Below are 16,259 nucleotides of genomic sequence, written 5' to 3' on the forward strand. Positions count from 1 at the left end.
CCGGGCAGGAGCAACTGGTGCACGCGTGGCGGATGGGCCTGAGCGGCACCAACCCGCTTCCACCGAAAGTGATGGCGCTTTTTGACCTGCTGGTTCACGACACGATGTTGACGAGCTGGCACGATCATCTGCTTTCGCCGATGCTGTACTTCCAGACACGGGCAACCGATACGTTCGGTGCGAGCGATTACGTCGGGGAAGAGAAGCAACGCGTGCGCGACGAGCGGGCGGCGGAGCACGCGAGGCACATCAGTGAATCGATGGTTCCAGCGCCAAGGTAGCCTCAGGTTCTCGGCTTAGACGACCTCGGGAATCGTCGCATCAATCGCTTCGGCAAGCGTATTGAACGCCGGAGCGATCTCCTCATCGGGCACGCACGCATAGCCGATCAGCAAGCCCGACGCCGCGCTCGAACGCGCCGGATCCGAGTAATACCCCGACAGCGGCCGCACGACGATATTGCGCGCCAGCGCGGCCTCCGACACCGCACGGTCGTCGCACCCCGCGGGCAACTTCATCACGACGTGCAGCCCCGCATCGCCGCCCATCGCGGGCAGCGCGTGGCCGTAGCGGCTCGCGGCGGCGTCCAGCAGCGCCTCGCGGCGCTGACCGTACAGCGCGCGCATCTTGCGAATATGCGACGTGAAATGCCCTTCCGCGATGAATTCCGCCAGCACCGCTTGCTGCAGCAACTGACCTTCGCGATACAGCTCGGCGCTCGCGGTGGCGAAGCTCTCGGCTAGCGCCTCGGGCGCCACGAGGTAGCCCACGCGCAGCCCGGGGAACAGCGTCTTGCCGAAACTGCCCACGTAAATCACCTGGCCCGCGTCGTCGAGGCCCTGCAGCGACGCGAGCGGACGGCTGCCGTAGCGGAACTCGCTGTCGTAATCGTCCTCGATGATCCAGCACTGATGCTGGCGCGCGTATTCGAGCAGCATGCGCCGGCGCGCGAGGCTCATCACCATGCCGAGCGGATACTGGTGCGACGGCGTAACGAGAATCAGCTTGGGCGGCGCGGCGAAGTCGTCCGCCGAGGGATTGATCCCCTCGCCGTCCACGGCAATCGGACGCGGATTCAGCCCCGAAACGTGCAGCACGCTACGCAGGCCCCAATAGCAGGGATCCTCGGTCCAGATGACATCGCCGGAATCGGTCAGCAGCCGCACGGCCAGATCGACCGACTGGTGGATGCCGGTCGTGATGATGATCTGCTCGGGCGAGCAGCGCACCGAGCGCGAGGTGCGCAGGTAATCGGCCAGCACATGGCGCAGCAGCGCGAGCCCGCCGCCGGGCGCGTATGTGAGCAGATCCGGGCGCAGGCTGCGCCAGTACTTGTTATGGAGCCGCGTCCAGACACGTGCGGGAAACCGCGAGACGTCCGGCACGCCGGGCATGAACGCACCGCCCTGGCGCTTCGACACGCCCGCGCCTGAGACCAGCCGTGCACCGCGCGCGGAAAGCGCGCGTACCGCGTCGCGCGGCGCATGCGAGCCGCCTGTCGCGACCAGCGGCGCCGCACTGGCCAACGTGCCGGCCATATCCGCGCGCCCAAGGCTGGCTGGCACAACCGTGGACCCACCCGCTGGCGCGAGCGCGGGCAGCCGGAGCGCTGCGCCGCCCGCGGCCATCACCCGATCCGACCCGAAAGCGCCCCGTTCATTCGCGCCCACGATCTCGTCGGGCGACGTATCGGCAACGTACGTCCCGCGCCCGGTCGTGGAGGTCACGTACCCCTCCAGCACCAGTTGCTCGTAGACCTGCGTGACGGTATTGCGTGCAATTCCCAGCTCGGCCGCCAGCAGCCGCGACGACGGCACCCGCGCGCCAGCGGGCAATTCGCGCGACAGGATCGCCTGCTGCAGCAGCCGGTGCAGCTGCCGGTAGACCGGCTGACCGCTCCCGCGCTCCAGCCGCTGGGCCAGCCAGTCTGACAGCACGCTCGCTCGCATCGCAATTGGCTCCTATGAATTTTATTGAATGGCTCTGAAAGTTAGAGCCAAACGTGAGTATAGTCGCTCCATCGGCCGCCAGTCGGCCCGAGTCCCACCCATACCCAGAATCGACCGTGAAGGAGATAAACCGTGAATAACGCTGAACTGCAAAGCCGCAAGGACGCCGCCACCCCGCGCGGCGTGGGCGTGATGTGCAACTTCTACGCCGAGCGCGCCGAGAACGCAGAACTGTGGGATGTCGAAGGCCGCCGCTTCATCGACTTCGCAGCCGGCATCGCCGTCTGCAACACGGGCCATCGTCATCCGAAGGTCATCGCCGCCGTGCGCGAGCAGCTCGATCACTTCACGCACACCTGCTACCAGGTCGTCCCGTACGCGTCGTATGTCACGCTAGCCGAGAAAATCTCGAAGCGCGCACCCGGCAACTTCGCGAAGAAGACCACCTTCTTCACGACCGGCGCGGAAGCCGTCGAGAACGCCGTGAAGATCGCACGCGCCGCAACCGGCCGGCCGGGCGTGATCGCCTTCGCGGGCGGCTTCCACGGCCGCACGCTGATGGGCATGGCCCTCACCGGCAAGGTCGCGCCGTACAAGCTCGGTTTCGGCCCGTTCCCGTCGGATGTCTACCACGCACCGTATCCCAACCCGATCCACGGCATCACGACCGCCGATTCGCTGAAGGCCATCGAAACGCTGTTCAAGGCCGACGTCGATCCGAAGCGCGTGGCCGCGATCATCTTCGAACCGGTTCAGGGCGAAGGCGGCTTCACCCCCGCACCGACGGACTTCGTGCAAGGCCTGCGCAAGATTTGCGACACGCACGGCATCCTGCTGGTCGCCGACGAAGTACAAACCGGCTTCGCGCGCACCGGCAAGCTGTTCGCGATGGAGCATCACGGCGTCGCGCCTGACCTGATGACGATCGCCAAGAGCCTCGCGGGCGGCATGCCGCTGTCGGGCGTGGTCGGTCGTGCGGAGATCATGGACGCGGCAGCGCCCGGCGGCCTCGGCGGCACGTACGCGGGCAACCCGCTGGCCATCGCGGCGGCGCACGCGGTGCTCGACATCATCGACGAAGAGAAGCTCTGCGAGCGCGCCACGCGCCTCGGCGACAAGCTCAAAGCCAGGCTGAATGCGATGAAGGCCGAAGTGCCGCAAATCGTCGACGTGCGCGGCCCGGGCGGGATGATCGCAGTCGAATTCGGCAAGGCCGGCACGACCGAGCCGGACGCCGACTTCACGAAGCGCGTGCAGGCAGCGGCGCTCGAGCGCGGCTTGATCCTGCTCGTGTGCGGCGTGTACGGCAACGTCGTGCGCTTCCTGTTCCCGCTGACCGTCCAGGACAATGTGTTCGACGAAGCGCTCGGCATCGTCGAAGAATCGATCAAGGAAGCGGTCGGCGTCGCGGCCTGAGTTGCGGCCTGAGTTGCGGCCTGGTACGCGCGCGAGTACGCGTGTCACGACGCCAGGCGAACGGCACAGCGGCACGCGCCGCTGTGCCGTTCGCGCTTAACAGATCAATCGAATCGAAGTAAGTCTGGAGTTCCACCATGAACCTGAAAGACGCATCGCTGCTGCAAAACAAGGCCTTCCTCGCGGGCGAATGGCAAGCCGCCGAAGACGGCGCCACGCTCGACGTGACGAATCCCGCCACCGGCGCGCTGATCGGCACGGTGCCGCGTATGGGCGCGTCCGAAACGCGCCGCGCCATCGCCGCCGCGAACGCCGCATGGCCGGCATGGCGCGCGAAGACCGCCAAGGAGCGCGGCGCGATCCTGCGCAAGTGGCACGACCTGATGATGGAGCACGCCGACGACCTCGCGCTGATCCTCACCACCGAACAGGGCAAGCCGCTCGCCGAAGCGAAGGGCGAAATCGGCTACGCCGCCTCGTTCCTCGAATGGTTCGCGGAAGAAGGCAAGCGCATCTACGGCGACACGATTCCGACGGTCGCGCCCGACCGCCGTCTCGTCATCACGAAGGAGCCGATTGGCGTCTGCGCCGCGATCACGCCGTGGAACTTCCCCTCCGCGATGATCACCCGCAAGGTCGGCCCGGCGCTGGCCGCGGGCTGCCCGATCGTCGTGAAGCCCGCTGAAGCGACGCCCTTCTCGGCGCTCGCGATGGCCGTGCTCGCGCAGCGCGCAGGCGTGCCCGCAGGCGTATTCAGCGTCGTGACCGGCGACCCGAAGGCCATCGGCGGCGAACTGACGGGCAACCCGACCGTGCGCAAGCTGTCGTTCACGGGCTCGACGGCGGTGGGCCGTCTGCTGATGGGCCAGTGCGCGCCGACCGTGAAGAAGGTCTCGCTCGAACTGGGCGGCAACGCGCCGTTCATCGTGTTCGAAGACGCCGATCTCGATGCGGCCGTTGCAGGCGCCGTCGCCTCGAAGTATCGCAACAGCGGCCAGACCTGCGTCTGCACGAACCGCTTCTACGTTCACGACAAGGTGTACGACGCGTTCGCGGCCAAGCTGCGCGACGCCGTCGAGAAACTGAAGGTCGGCCTCGGCACCGAGAGCGGCGTGACGCAAGGTCCGCTCATCAACGAAGCGGCCGTGCTGAAGGTGGAATCGCACATCGAAGACGCACTCGCGAAGGGCGCACAGCTCCTCACGGGCGGCAAGCGCCACGCGCTTGGCCACGGCTTCTTCGAGCCGACCATCCTGACCGGCGTGACGACCGCGATGAAGGTCGCGCGCGACGAAACGTTCGGCCCGGTGGCGCCGCTGTTCCGTTTCTCGTCCGATGAGGAAGTGATCAAGCTGGCGAACGATACCGAGTTCGGTCTTGCCGCCTACTTCTTCAGCCGCGACATCGGCCGCGTGTGGCGCGTGGCCGAAGCGCTCGAATACGGCATGGTGGGGATCAACACCGGCCTGATCTCGAACGAAGTCGCGCCGTTCGGCGGCGTCAAGCAATCGGGCCTGGGCCGCGAAGGCTCGCACTTCGGCGTGGATGACTACGTCGTCGTCAAGTACCTGTGCATGGGTGGCATCTAAGGCGCGGCGGGCGCCGCCACACGCGGCGCCCTCGAGTCGTAGACGACAGCGCCGGCGCGCAGCGATTGGCACGCTGCGCGCCGACGTCGACGAGATGGTCAGCCTGACCGAAACAGCCCGATCGGCTTACGCCGATCGGGCTGTTTCCTCTTTGGAGATCGTCATGGACACCATCTCATTTGCAAATCGTCACCGCCACCACCTTGCGGCTAGCAGACTGCGACAGGACCGCTGCGACCGCGGGCGACATATTCCGAAGCCAATTCGACAAAAGCCCGAACCTGTCCGGGGAGAAACTCCCGGCTCGGATACACGAGCGATATGTTCATGCCGTCGTCCGACACGCGATAGGCGTCCAGCAGGCGTACGAGATCGCCGCGTCGCAGTTCGTCTTCAATCAGGCATTCAGGGAGCAATGTAATGCCCGCTCCGACAATCGCCAGCTGTTTTTGCATCATTCGGCTACTTGCGACGAATGCTTCGCTCACGCGAACGCAATAATCTTCGTCACCCGTGAAGTTCCAATACTTGTTTCTCCCCCACGCTGCAAAACCAATCACACGATGCGCATCCAGGTGATCCGGCCGCAGCGGTGCGGCCGCGCATTCGAGATATGAGGGCGCAGCAACGGGCACCAACCTGGAACGAATCAATGTGCGCGATATGTGGGTGGTGGACTTGATCATCTCATCGCTCAAGATTCCCACATCGAATCTGCCACTCACCAGATCGACTTCCGTCTCAGTCGACGTTACATACAGCGACACGTCCGGATAACTGGCACGGTATTCGGCGAAAAGCGCCGCAAATCCCTGCTGGGCAAGACCGCTGATCATGGCGACACGAAGCTCGCCGGCGATTGCCGTGGACGCGCGCGTTGCCGAGGCCTCAACACTGGCGAGGCTTGACAGCAACGTTCGGCATCCACGCGCGTATTGCGCACCAACGTCTGTGAGAACCGATCTTCGAGCGGATCTTTGAAGCAGCTTTACACCGAGGCGCGACTCGAGATCATCGACATAGCGGTTCACGCGCGATGGGGACAGGTTGAGTTGCTGAGCGGCCCGCGTGAACTGCTCAGTGTCGGCAACCTTGAGGAAGACCTGCATCGCGCTAAATAAGTGATTCACAATAACCGTACGTTGACGTTCGAGAAAATGCGTGTCTTACGCACAGCGTTTTCATCAAAACCGCAATGAATCAGGCAATTAACCGCGTAGTAATGCGTAAGCTCAGCTGCCGAAGAACACATTGCAGAAGCTAACGGGGCCGACGCACTCCGGCGTTGCGGGACCGCGATTCCAGCGTCCGTTGTGCTGGTGAGCGACCGCGTCTGCCGAACCAGCCGTCGCGCCGTGCCCATCGACGGCGCCTGCTTGCTGCACGTCAGCCACTTGAGCCAGTGCTGCGGGTTGGGTTTGTGCCTGCTGATGATCCACCTGTGCGTAAGCCTGTTGCGATGCCATCGAGAATGCACCAACAGACGCAAGAATAACCACCGAAAGATGAAGCATCGATTGCTTTTTCATTATGAATTCCTAACTTAAAGACTGAATTTCAGAAGCGTCGATTGATCAGATGGCGATCTGGCGAGAAGATGTGCGGCTTGACCTTGACGTTGCTGCACTCTGGCTAAAGATTCTTCTTCGTCGTTTCCCTACGTGATCTCGAACCGACAGGGAGAAGCATGAATTGTTCGATGTATAAAGTCCAAGGAGAATTTTCGATCTACGCCATTAGGTAAACCGATAAGTCAGGATCGCACCGTGCAAGACGTCCTCCTCGTTTGCTCCCGCAAGTTCGTCAGGGCGCACGACGCACTGCCGTGATCGCAATTCGATCCCGGCACAGCAACGAGATACTCATAAGCCAGGTCGATCACTGCTTTCGGAAAACCGTCTTGGACACATTTGCGGTCAACGGGCACAATTTTTTGTATCGCAATCGAGCAAAACCCGAATCCGCTTTTCAAGTTCGTGTTAGCTCTGCTTTGTCAAATGCGCGTCGTCACGCTTACAGATTAATGACGCAAGCTGCGCGCTAATGCCTGAAATGCCCGCAAAAACTACACATTTCGTGTGGGATTGTTTTCCCGATCCCGACCTGGCCCACTCCAACGCAAGCCAAACGAAGCAGCCCATGTGGCCTCTTCCAGCGGATCAATCCGGTCGTTCGCCGTCACAGGTTTGACGTCGCCATCCGTCGTTGCGCCAAAGGAATTCCCGTGCCACAAGCTTCAGCCGCTCCACTTCGGTCGTGCGATTCAACTGCCGTCGATTCTGGAGAACCGCGTTTCTCATCGAGTGTTTTTCCTGTCCGGACGGCAGCGATTATTTGCGCCCTTTTCCGGCGTGGCGACATTCACCCGGTCACACATGAGCATGCTCTCCCCTTCGTGGCCGCCCGGCAGTCGGCAATACGCAAAGGCCCGGCCTCGATGGCGCTCGCCGGCATGCGCTGCCCATTTTTTCTGAGCGCGTATTCATCTGGAGGCGCTGTTCAATGATCGAAGAAATCCGCCTTTTCGGCGTTTATATGCCGTCCGCCTTGTTCTGGGCGGCCATTGCGCTAACCGTCACGTTTCTTTCGCGCGGAATCCTGGCGCGCATTCCGTTGCGCCAGTTTCTCTGGCATCCCGGGCTGATCGACCTGGCGACATTCTTCCTGCTCTGGTGGGGAATCACGCGCCTCGCCGATGCCTGTTTCCCCCACGGTTTCATTTCCTGACATGCAGCGATTTACCAGTCTCCTCCGAACCGCCCTCACTGTAGCAGTCGTCCTGGGCGTACTGGGGGCCATCTACGCACTGTGGGTCCGCTATCAAATCGAGCCGCTCACGCGCGACGGCAAGGTTCGGGCGGACATCGTGCCGATTGCCCCCGATATCAGCGGCCTCGTGACAGAGGTGCGCGTGCGCGACAACGAATCAGTCAAGCAGGGGCAGGTTCTGATGGTGATCGATCCGTCGCGCTACAGGATCGCGCTGGATCAGGCCAACGCCAATCTCGCGAGCGCACGCGCAGACCTGGACGAGGCAGTACGCGAAGACAAGCGGAATCACTCGATGCCTGACGTCGTCGCGACGGAATCGACGGAGCAAGGCACGGCGAAAGTGGAAAAGCTGCGTGCCACGGTTGCGCAGACCCAGGCCGCGCGCAATCTTGCAGCATTGAATCTCGAGCGCACACTCGTGCGGGCGCAGGTCGACGGCGTCGTCTCCAACGTAGGACTCCTGCCCGGCACCTATCTCACCGCAGGACAAGGTGCGATGGCGCTTGTCAACAATCAGTCGCTGCGCGTGGAAGGCTATTTCGAGGAGACCAAGCTCCCGGCCATTCACGTCGGCGACCCCGCGAGCATCTATCTGATGGGCGTGGCCAGCGAAATCCGTGGCCATGTGCAAAGCATTGCCGGCGGGATACAGGATCGCGAACGCGAAGGCGGCGACGCGAAGCTCGCCAACGTGAATCCGTCGTTCACCTGGGTGCGTCTGGCGCAGCGGATTCCGGTGCGCATCGCCATCGATTCGGTTCCACCCCACGTGCGCCTCGTGCCGGGCCAGACCGCATCCGTGGAGATTCATTCCCGTGCGGGCGATGTCGTGGTGCGCCGAAGCCTTCCGTGGTAACCGCCCGGGACCTCGTGCGCGTGAACATCGCCATGCAATCGGCGCCCGCGTACCCGGGCCTTTACAACGCCACGACACTGGAGCCGGCGACACAAACAAAGGCGAAATAAAAACATCGCGCCTCAACACTCGACCTCTCAGAATCAGAAGCCCATGCAGCGTACTCCCCTACTTCGAAACATCAGTTATTTGCTCGCGATCGACGAGCATCGGAACTTCACGCGCGCAGCGGATGCGCTCTGCGTTTCACAGTCAGCGCTTTCGCAGAAGGTGCGTCAACTGGAAGAGGAACTGGGAGCGCAATTATTCGACCGCAGCGGGCGAGTCGTTCGTCTGACCGATTTCGGCACGGTCTATCTGGAGTACGCGCACCGCGCCTACAACGATCTGCTTACCGCGCAGCGTGCCATGCATGACGTACACGATCTGTCGCGAGGGCAATTGCGGATCGCCTTTACCCCAACGTTCACTGAGTATCTCATCGCTCCGGTCGTCGCACATTTTCACGAGCAATATCCCGGCGTGGTCGTCGAAATGACGGAAATGTCGCTCGACGCCGTGGAAAGCGCGCTCATCGCCGACAAAGTGGATCTCGCGTTCGGGTTCACCGACATTCGCTCCGACGAGATCGAAGCCGCGCCGCTCTTCCCCGAGCAACTGACGCTCGCGGTCGGCAGGACACATGCGCTCGCCAAGCAGCGCTCGCCGGTCACGCCAAAACAGTTGTCGAAGATACCGCTGGCGCTCCTGACACGGAGTTTCGTATCGCGCTTCTATGTCGACAGCTATTTCGAGTCCTGCGGCATGGAGCCCACCGTCGTGTTGCAGGCGAATTCGATCAGTGCGGTGCTCAAGATCGTGAGCCACGGAAAGATCGCGACGATATTGCCGAATACGATCGAATTCGAGCATCGCGACCTGCAATATGTTTCACTGAATCCGCCGTTTCCGATGCGGACGACGGCTCTGCTTAGATCCCGGCGGGCGTACCGGTCCGCGCCCGCAACGGCCTTCTCCGCCGCAGTTCTCGGCTTGCTCACCAGCGGATGCCTGATACCGCTGCGCATGCCGACAAAGAGCTTCGACAACCCGGCCGGAAGCGCCACGCAACATCAATCGCAGCTGCAATCCAGGAACCTGTCAGGTACCTCTCGATAGATCACGGCACCTGATGACCCGCGCCCTTCACCAGGGCCGTCGGGTTTCCGGCAAATCCATGGTCCACGCTTTTTCTGCAATCGTTATTTTTGACGCAGTGGTGGGCCCGCTCGAATCTATCCGGCTATTGGGCGTCCGGGTCGGCGATCCCACCTTTCAACGTCCGAAGCGATGAAAGGCATCCATCGTCGAGCAATTCCATGACAGACGCGGCAAAGGCTGTCGAGGCGACGGAGCGGTAAGCACGTTTGTAGCGCAGCAGCGCGGCTGTCCGCACGGGGAACGCCGGATTCAGGGACACGTATTGAAAGTTGCGATGCTCGAACTCGATCGAACTCGGCAAGATCGTCGCGATTTTTCCGTGGCTTACGATTTTGAGCACGGCGCTGATCGAATTCGCCTGCAATGCAACCGTGGGCTGCATTTCGCGGGACGTGAAATAGCTTTCGACATAAAAGCGTGACACGAAATTCGTTGTAAGCAGCGCAAGCGGTATTTTGGCGAACTGCTCCGGTGTGACTGGAGTGGACTGCGTTGCCAAAGGATGGTCGTTGCCGACCACGAGCATCAATTGCTCGGGGAAAAGCGGCTCCGCTTCAACTTCGTCGGAGCGCACGTCGGTGAAGCCGAATGCGAGATCGACCTGATCTTCGACGAGCGCGGTTTCCACCGCATCCAGCGACATTTCGGTCATTTCGATGATGACGCCGGGGTACTTCTCGTGGAAATGCTCGATGACCGGAGCGACGAGATATTCGGTGAAGGTCGGCGTAAAGGCAACACGCAACTGACCGCGCGAAAGATCGTGGACATCCTTCACGGCGCGCTGCGCGGTCAGGAGATCGTAATAGGCGCGGCGCGCATACTCGAGGTAGATGTTGCCGAATTCGGTCAGGCGGACAACTCTTCCGCCGCGGTCGAACAGCTGGGCTCCAAGCTCATCCTCCAGTTGACGCACCTTTTGCGAGAGTGCCGACTGCGAAACGCAGAGTGCATCCGCTGCGCGCGTGAAGTTCCGGTTCTCATCGACGGCGAGCAGATAACTGATGTTTCGCAAGAGCGGGTTGCGCGGCATGAGCCCCCTCTTTCGCAGGCCGAATTGCGCATGATCGTCCATCTGTTTTCCGTCATGGTTTTCGGATTCCCTGCTCCCGCCGTTGCCCGGATCGACGGCTGCTTTCGCTTTCGTAATTGCGTGTGCGGCGCATGCGTCGTGGAATTCACCGGCGGCGGGGAGGTTGTTTTTCGGCAGTGTCAAAGGTGAAGTATCGAACATCGAATGAAAATCAGGTAATTGATCAAGGCATGAGCGACGTGCGGCGAGCGATGGCGGCAGATCTACTGCCACCCGCCCCCCAATGCCAGAAACGTTGATATCTGGTCATTGTTGACGTCCGACTGTGCGGCAGCGACCGCGTTCTCGGCGGCGAGCCAGGTGCGTTGGGCGTCGAGTGCTTCGAGACCGCCGACTCGCCCGCCGCGCCACAACTCGTCGGTGCGCTCGTCGACTGCGCGCGCTGAGTCACGCGCGGATTCGAGTCGCTGCAACCGGTCAAGCGCGGAGGCGTAATTGTCGAGCGACGTTTCCGTCTCGCGCAGCGCCGTAAGCACCGTGCTGTCGAAACGCGCGAGGCTCACGCGGCTCTGTGCCTGAGCGGCCGTTATCCGGTCGCGGATCGCGCTGCGATGCAAATCCCAGCTCACCATGGGGCCCACGGCAAACCGGTTTGTAAGCGGCGTAAAGAAACTGCTGGCTGCGCCGGTCGATCCGATCGACGCGCCAATCTTGATGTCGGGATAGAGCGCCGCCGTTTCCACGCCGATTTCCGCCGTCGCAGCGGCCAGATGGCGTTCCGCGGCGCGTACGTCGGGCCGCCGGCTCAGCAGCGTGCGTCCGTCGCCTGCCGGAAGCAGCGTCTTCAGTTCAAGCGGTGTGTGGCAAGCGAGAAGCGCTTTGTCGTAGTTGGCGGGCGGCTGGCCCATCAACGTGGCCAGACTAAAGGCGGCATTCATCCTCTTCGCCTGAAGCGGGGCAAGCTGTGCGCGACTGTCTTCAATCGCGCCGCGTTCCCGCTCCTGATTGAATGAGGGAGAGCGGCCATTGGCGATCAGTTCGCGTGTGAGCGCGAGACGGCGCTCCTGCACGGAGATTTGCCGTTGCAGGATATCGATTTCGTTGCCGGCGTTGCAGAGATCCGAGTAGGCGCGCGCCGTTTGCGCGGCGACATTCACGCGCACGAGATCGCGGGCGGCGACGACGGCTTCGCGGTCGGCTGCGGCGGCTTCGATCCCGCGGCGGATGCCGCCGAAGAGATCGAGGTCGTAGCTGATCGTGAAGCCCGCATTGTAGATTTCGTGCCTGGGCGGCTCGACATGCGACAGCGACGCTTCCGCCGATTGCTGCGTATAGGCGGTGGACGCGTCGAACCCCACAGACGGTTCGCGTGCCGTGCGTGCGAGCCCGAGCAGCGCGTCGCTGCGTTCGAGATTGGCCTGCGCGGCCTTGAGATCGACATTGCTGGCAAGCGCGTTCTCGATCAGTCGATCGAGAGTGGAATCGTCGAAGAGACGCCACCAGTAATCGGGCACGGGCGCTTCCGAGGCGACCGACGTGCCGGAGATAAACGCGCCATGCGCCGCAGGTGCATTGACGACCGCTTGCGGCGGCACCTTGTAGTCCGGGCCGACTTCCGCGCAGCCTGCGCAGGCCACGCAGATCGCCGCCATCACCATTCTCCGGGCGCTTACCATGCGACGCTCCTGCGCTCGGCGACATCGCCTGCATGCGGGTGAATTTCAGCGGAAGCCGCCTGGCCGGACACGAGGCGCACGCCAGGCATATCGCCCCCGAAATTGTGGTTTTCTTCAATCATCATTCGGCCTCCCGGTGTTGATGCGTGTGCGGGAAGAGATTGCAGCGCAAGCCGACGAGCGCCATCACGGTTGAGTCTTCGCGCTTCGCGGGCTGGCTCGCGGCGACGTCGATGGCCCGTTCGAGCGACGCCAGCAGGACCGCCGTGCCCGGCAACGGATGGTGTGCGGAAAGCCTTGCGCGATACAGCGCCGACACCTCGCGAAGCGCTGCTTCGATCACCATGCGCGTGTCCGCATCGCGATCTTCCAGACCGTGACGCACGCGGATGATGTTGCGGCCGATGCGCAGATCATCGAGGCCGTTGGCGGCGTGCAGCACATCACCGGCGTTCGCCAGCGCCATGCGCCCCGCGATCTGGCCCAGACGGTCGACGGCCTGCGCCGTCCACGCACGCTCCGCGAGCGGCTGGGCCGGGTCGGCCAGTTGCGCCAGATCCGCCCAGTTCTGACGCACGATGCGATACGCGGTCCAGCGTGAGTTAGCCGACCGGAACAGTCTGGTGACAACGAGCGTGGTGATGATGCCGCCCACCTGCGCGAGCCCGGTGTTGACGAAGCCTGCGAAGTCCGCCTGAAACCGGTCGAGGAAACCCATGGCGACGATGAAGCAGGAGAGCATCGGCAACGCGCGCGCGCTGCGCGCGGGGTCGGCCTGCAGGTATCCCATCCAGATGAGCGCCGGTGCAAGCGTCAGGATGAGCATGGCGGCCCCGTCGACGCGCGGCAGGATCACGAACAGATAGAGCGCAGCGAGCGGAAACGTCATCAGCGTCGCGATCAGATACCGGCCGATCGCAGGCGCGGGATCGTCCTGCGCAGCAAACGAACAGGTGACCAGCGCGGCGAATGCCGCAGTCGCCGCACCGTTCGGCCATGCCAGCAGGATCCATACCGCGCAGTAGATCATGATGGCAGTCGTCATCGCGGCGCCGGCGAGGAGCGCGACGCCATGATCCCGAGCCAGCGGAAAATTGCTGCTGCTTCTCGCGACCTGAGCCTGAAGTCCCTGGTCGAGCTTGCCCTCGGCGAATGCGCGAACCAGGCCGCGCGCAGCTTGCAGCGTCTCGAGGAACTCCGCGGTGCGTTCAAAGAGGTTTGCCGCGAGCAGCGATGTCCATTGCCGGTGTTGCAGGCGCTCTTCGGCGAGCGCCCTGCAACGCGACACCAGTTCGCTGTCGCGAGACTCGCCGATCTCTTGAGTGGAATGCAGGCTGTTGACCAGCGAGTCAACCAGCTCGCCGGTTTCGCGATCGACTGCGTTGAGCGAGCGAAGCTGGTCGAGCCGGTTTGCGGCTGCCGAAGCAATCGAAAGCAGGATCGCAAGCCTGTGTTGCAACTCCGTCACGGTGGCGCGCGTCGCATGCGCGAAGCGCCGGTCGAAACGCAGATTCACAGCCATCATGCCGAGCTCGGTCACATCGGCAGCGAGCTTGCGCCGGTGCTCATATTCGAGTCGCGTGTGATGCACGCCGAAGGCTTCACTCGTCCAGCGGCAGGCATCGTTCAAAAACGAAAGCGCGCGTTCGTGAATGACCGACCGGATATCGGTGGGGCGCAGAACGCGGTGCGTGATGGTCACGCAAAGAATCGCCACCGTCATTTCTTCGACGCGCGAAATCGTCGTCGTGAAGATGTTCGACGGGTCGTCCAGATAGGGAAAGCAGATGACCGCGGAACTGAACGCGGCCATCTGGAACAGGAAGGCTCGCGGCGTGCGGTCGAGGACGGCCAGGTACATGCACAGACCGATCCAGATCGCGAGACACAGGACCAGCAGCATGGGAGAGTTCTGCAGATTGGGCGCGATCAGGATCGTGACGAGCGCGCCTATGCCGATGCCGGCAAGACGATGAAGCGCCCGCGGGGAAAACGCGCCTGCCATGGGCTGTGCCGTGACATAGACAGTCAGAAGCGCCCACCACGGCCGCGGCAAACTTGCAACAAACGCGATGACTAGCACAAGCGCCGCTGCGAAATAAGTGCTCAGCGAGAAAAGCAGCTTTCCAGAATCAATAGTAAATGCGTCGCGCGACCGAAGTGGCGCGGCAGAGGCGTGCGGCACGTGAAATCCTTTCGGAAACAACTAACGAGACTTTCAGATGCCTAACGACAAATGGCTCGTACTGGGTAATGCGCGCCGACTTTGCCCCTTGCGACGCAGGACGTCGGTGCCGGCTGGAACACCGGTGAAGTTAGTGTGGGAAAAAAGCTCCACACAAAAAGTGCTGGATTTACAGGCATTTTCGGCGTGAGCGCTCCGCATGCCTCTTCAAGGCTGGGCATGCGGACGTGCACTTTGACAAACGGGGTCATTGACAGGTCCGACAAACTGATGCGGGTTTCACTCTATTGCAAACATGTCGAATTGTGCGCCTTTACCAGCGATGCGTCCAACACAGATTTCCGAAAGAGACAATGTGCTCAGCTTATGGCTCCTGCGATAGCTCAAGTCATCGCTTTACCATGCGTCAATAAAAAGGGACGTAGCTGAAAAGCCGAAATGAGAGATCGACTCCAGCAAACGCGAGAGCGTCCACGTCTGTATCGGCGGGACCACTGGACACGATACGCGCGTCGCAAAGATGCGTTCCGGCCAACGCGAATGCATCGATTCCACCGTGACGAAATGATCGGCTTCCCTTATCGCGTGGATCGTTTTTTCGCCTTGGACTTTGCCTGTTCGGCGCCTCATGCTTGCGCTCATCGGCCCATTATCTCAATGCAGAGCGATTGAGACGATAAGTAAGCTTAATGAAATGCAGCGTCATCTCTTAGCAATTTTTCTCGTCGAGATTGCGATCGGTTGAATCGACTGACTTTGCATTTGAATTTTTGGAAGAATTGAAAGAAATGAATAAGCAAAAACTGCTGCGCCTCCCGGTAGTTGTTCTCGCTACCTTCGGTGCGATCGCGACTGCATCGGCGCAGACTCGGGCCCACAACGACGCCGCGATTGCCCGGAACCAGGTCGTCAGCAGCGGACCTGTCATGCAAGCAGCGGTCGATCAACGGGCAGCAGCGGACACGGGACGCAATGCGGCAGACAATCCGGCCAACGCAGGCTCTATCCGGCACACACAGAAGAGTGAAGCGGCGCAGCCGTGCAATGGCCCCGTGACCTGGTGCACGATTTACTTCTGAAGCTGAGCTGAACCGCCCCGAGGTTTGGCGGCATCCTGCACGATTTCCGGAGTAGTTCAGTTAATTAGTATTGCAAATCTATGGATGCGATATGCCATGCGGAAGATGCTTCACGCTCGCCTGAGAGGTTTCATTGCCATCTACATGACGCCCCTGCAGTGTCGCGCGATTACCACAGCAAAATGACTGTCCCGTGACTACGCCGGGCTCGACATTTTCCTCTTCATAACAAAGAGTTGATGGCAAGTTCAGAAAGCACCTTTGATTTCGGAAAGAATCTGTTTCACAGACAGCGTGCCCGCTGGAGCAGGTTTGACGATTAAATCTCGTCCGCAACCTGGCTCCGACATTCGCAGCCATTTCATTGCAGTATGAACGTCAATATGGGAAATATCATGAAGAACACTTTGATCGTCGCGGGCGTCCTGAGCGTGTTCGCCATTTCGGCTCAAGCACAAAGCAGCGTCACGCTGTATGGCTCGCTGGATGCGGGCATCGTCTACG

At 61.8% G+C, this 16,259-nt stretch carries 13 protein-coding genes and 1 pseudogene; 7 read left to right on the forward strand and 7 right to left on the reverse strand.

Going from position 1 to position 16,259, the window contains the following annotated elements:
- Positions 1-281: pseudogene (locus Q0L30_RS13435) on the forward strand (hypothetical protein); the annotation flags it as partial.
- Positions 282-296: 15 nt separating this feature from the next.
- On the opposite strand, the gene Q0L30_RS13440 reads toward Q0L30_RS13435, so the two are convergent.
- Complete coding sequence (locus Q0L30_RS13440; RefSeq protein WP_296656957.1) at positions 297-1,949, reverse strand: PLP-dependent aminotransferase family protein; 1,653 nt, start codon at positions 1,947-1,949, stop codon at positions 297-299.
- A 132-nt stretch (positions 1,950-2,081) separates the two neighbouring features.
- Between Q0L30_RS13440 and Q0L30_RS13445 the strand changes: the two genes are divergently transcribed.
- Both Q0L30_RS13445 and Q0L30_RS13450 read left to right on the forward strand, forming a co-directional pair.
- Complete coding sequence (locus Q0L30_RS13445; protein WP_296656958.1) at positions 2,082-3,365, forward strand: 4-aminobutyrate--2-oxoglutarate transaminase; 1,284 nt, start codon at positions 2,082-2,084, stop codon at positions 3,363-3,365.
- 137 nt (positions 3,366-3,502) lie between these two features.
- The gene (locus Q0L30_RS13450) at positions 3,503-4,954 is read left to right on the forward strand and encodes an NAD-dependent succinate-semialdehyde dehydrogenase (RefSeq protein ID WP_296656961.1); all 1,452 of its coding nucleotides are present in this window, start codon (positions 3,503-3,505) and stop codon (positions 4,952-4,954) included.
- Between the two features lie 209 nt (positions 4,955-5,163).
- On the opposite strand, the gene Q0L30_RS13455 is transcribed toward Q0L30_RS13450, so the two are convergent.
- Complete coding sequence (locus tag Q0L30_RS13455; RefSeq protein ID WP_296656964.1) at positions 5,164-6,084, reverse strand: LysR family transcriptional regulator; 921 nt, start codon at positions 6,082-6,084, stop codon at positions 5,164-5,166.
- 102 nt (positions 6,085-6,186) lie between these two features.
- Complete coding sequence (locus Q0L30_RS13460; protein WP_296656966.1) at positions 6,187-6,483, reverse strand: hypothetical protein; 297 nt, start codon at positions 6,481-6,483, stop codon at positions 6,187-6,189.
- Between the two features lie 973 nt (positions 6,484-7,456).
- On the opposite strand from Q0L30_RS13460, the gene Q0L30_RS13465 reads away from it, so the two are divergent.
- From Q0L30_RS13465 to cynR (Q0L30_RS13475), 3 genes are all read left to right on the forward strand, one after another.
- Complete coding sequence (locus Q0L30_RS13465) at positions 7,457-7,681, forward strand: DUF1656 domain-containing protein (protein ID WP_296656969.1); 225 nt, start codon at positions 7,457-7,459, stop codon at positions 7,679-7,681.
- Between the two features lies 1 nt (position 7,682).
- Positions 7,683-8,582, forward strand: a complete 900-nt coding sequence (locus Q0L30_RS13470; RefSeq protein WP_296656971.1) for an efflux RND transporter periplasmic adaptor subunit — start codon at positions 7,683-7,685, stop codon at positions 8,580-8,582.
- Between the two features lie 153 nt (positions 8,583-8,735).
- The gene (gene cynR, locus Q0L30_RS13475) at positions 8,736-9,740 is read left to right on the forward strand and encodes a transcriptional regulator CynR (RefSeq protein WP_296656974.1); all 1,005 of its coding nucleotides are present in this window, start codon (positions 8,736-8,738) and stop codon (positions 9,738-9,740) included.
- Positions 9,741-9,864: 124 nt separating this feature from the next.
- On the opposite strand, the gene cynR (Q0L30_RS13480) is transcribed toward cynR (Q0L30_RS13475), so the two are convergent.
- The 4 genes from cynR (Q0L30_RS13480) to Q0L30_RS13495 form a co-directional block, all read right to left on the reverse strand.
- The gene (cynR, locus tag Q0L30_RS13480) at positions 9,865-10,857 is read right to left on the reverse strand and encodes a transcriptional regulator CynR (RefSeq protein ID WP_296656977.1); all 993 of its coding nucleotides are present in this window, start codon (positions 10,855-10,857) and stop codon (positions 9,865-9,867) included.
- A gap of 221 nt (positions 10,858-11,078) precedes the next feature.
- Positions 11,079-12,491 (reverse strand): efflux transporter outer membrane subunit, encoded by a 1,413-nt coding sequence (locus Q0L30_RS13485; protein WP_296656980.1) that lies wholly within the window; start codon positions 12,489-12,491, stop codon positions 11,079-11,081.
- Complete coding sequence (locus tag Q0L30_RS13490) at positions 12,485-12,616, reverse strand: hypothetical protein (RefSeq protein ID WP_296656983.1); 132 nt, start codon at positions 12,614-12,616, stop codon at positions 12,485-12,487. Before Q0L30_RS13490 ends, Q0L30_RS13485 begins: the two co-directional genes overlap by 7 nt.
- Positions 12,613-14,676, reverse strand: a complete 2,064-nt coding sequence (locus Q0L30_RS13495) for an FUSC family protein (protein ID WP_296656986.1) — start codon at positions 14,674-14,676, stop codon at positions 12,613-12,615. Before Q0L30_RS13495 ends, Q0L30_RS13490 begins: the two co-directional genes overlap by 4 nt.
- A gap of 788 nt (positions 14,677-15,464) precedes the next feature.
- Between Q0L30_RS13495 and Q0L30_RS13500 the strand changes: the two genes are divergently transcribed.
- The gene (locus Q0L30_RS13500) at positions 15,465-15,755 is read left to right on the forward strand and encodes a hypothetical protein (protein ID WP_296656988.1); all 291 of its coding nucleotides are present in this window, start codon (positions 15,465-15,467) and stop codon (positions 15,753-15,755) included.
- Positions 15,756-16,259: the final 504 nt, after the last annotated feature.

The sequence above is a fragment of the Paraburkholderia sp. genome, from assembly GCF_024281035.1.
Classification (GTDB): Bacteria; Pseudomonadota; Gammaproteobacteria; order Burkholderiales; family Burkholderiaceae; genus Paraburkholderia.

What these genes read in the sequence shown, in the direction of transcription:
- Q0L30_RS13440 (WP_296656957.1), bottom strand. Translation starts at nt 1,949, where the DNA reads ATGCGAGCGAGCGTGCTGTCAGACTGGCTGGCCCAGCGGCTGGAGCGC.
- Q0L30_RS13450 (WP_296656961.1), top strand. Translation starts at nt 3,503, where the DNA reads ATGAACCTGAAAGACGCATCGCTGCTGCAAAACAAGGCCTTCCTCGCG.
- Q0L30_RS13460 (WP_296656966.1), bottom strand. Translation starts at nt 6,483, where the DNA reads ATGAAAAAGCAATCGATGCTTCATCTTTCGGTGGTTATTCTTGCGTCT.
- Q0L30_RS13465 (WP_296656969.1), top strand. Translation starts at nt 7,457, where the DNA reads ATGATCGAAGAAATCCGCCTTTTCGGCGTTTATATGCCGTCCGCCTTG.
- Q0L30_RS13470 (WP_296656971.1), top strand. Translation starts at nt 7,683, where the DNA reads ATGCAGCGATTTACCAGTCTCCTCCGAACCGCCCTCACTGTAGCAGTC.
- cynR (WP_296656974.1), top strand. Translation starts at nt 8,736, where the DNA reads ATGCAGCGTACTCCCCTACTTCGAAACATCAGTTATTTGCTCGCGATC.
- cynR (WP_296656977.1), bottom strand. Translation starts at nt 10,857, where the DNA reads ATGGACGATCATGCGCAATTCGGCCTGCGAAAGAGGGGGCTCATGCCG.
- Q0L30_RS13485 (WP_296656980.1), bottom strand. Translation starts at nt 12,491, where the DNA reads ATGGTAAGCGCCCGGAGAATGGTGATGGCGGCGATCTGCGTGGCCTGC.
- Q0L30_RS13490 (WP_296656983.1), bottom strand. Translation starts at nt 12,616, where the DNA reads ATGATGATTGAAGAAAACCACAATTTCGGGGGCGATATGCCTGGCGTG.
- Q0L30_RS13500 (WP_296656988.1), top strand. Translation starts at nt 15,465, where the DNA reads ATGAATAAGCAAAAACTGCTGCGCCTCCCGGTAGTTGTTCTCGCTACC.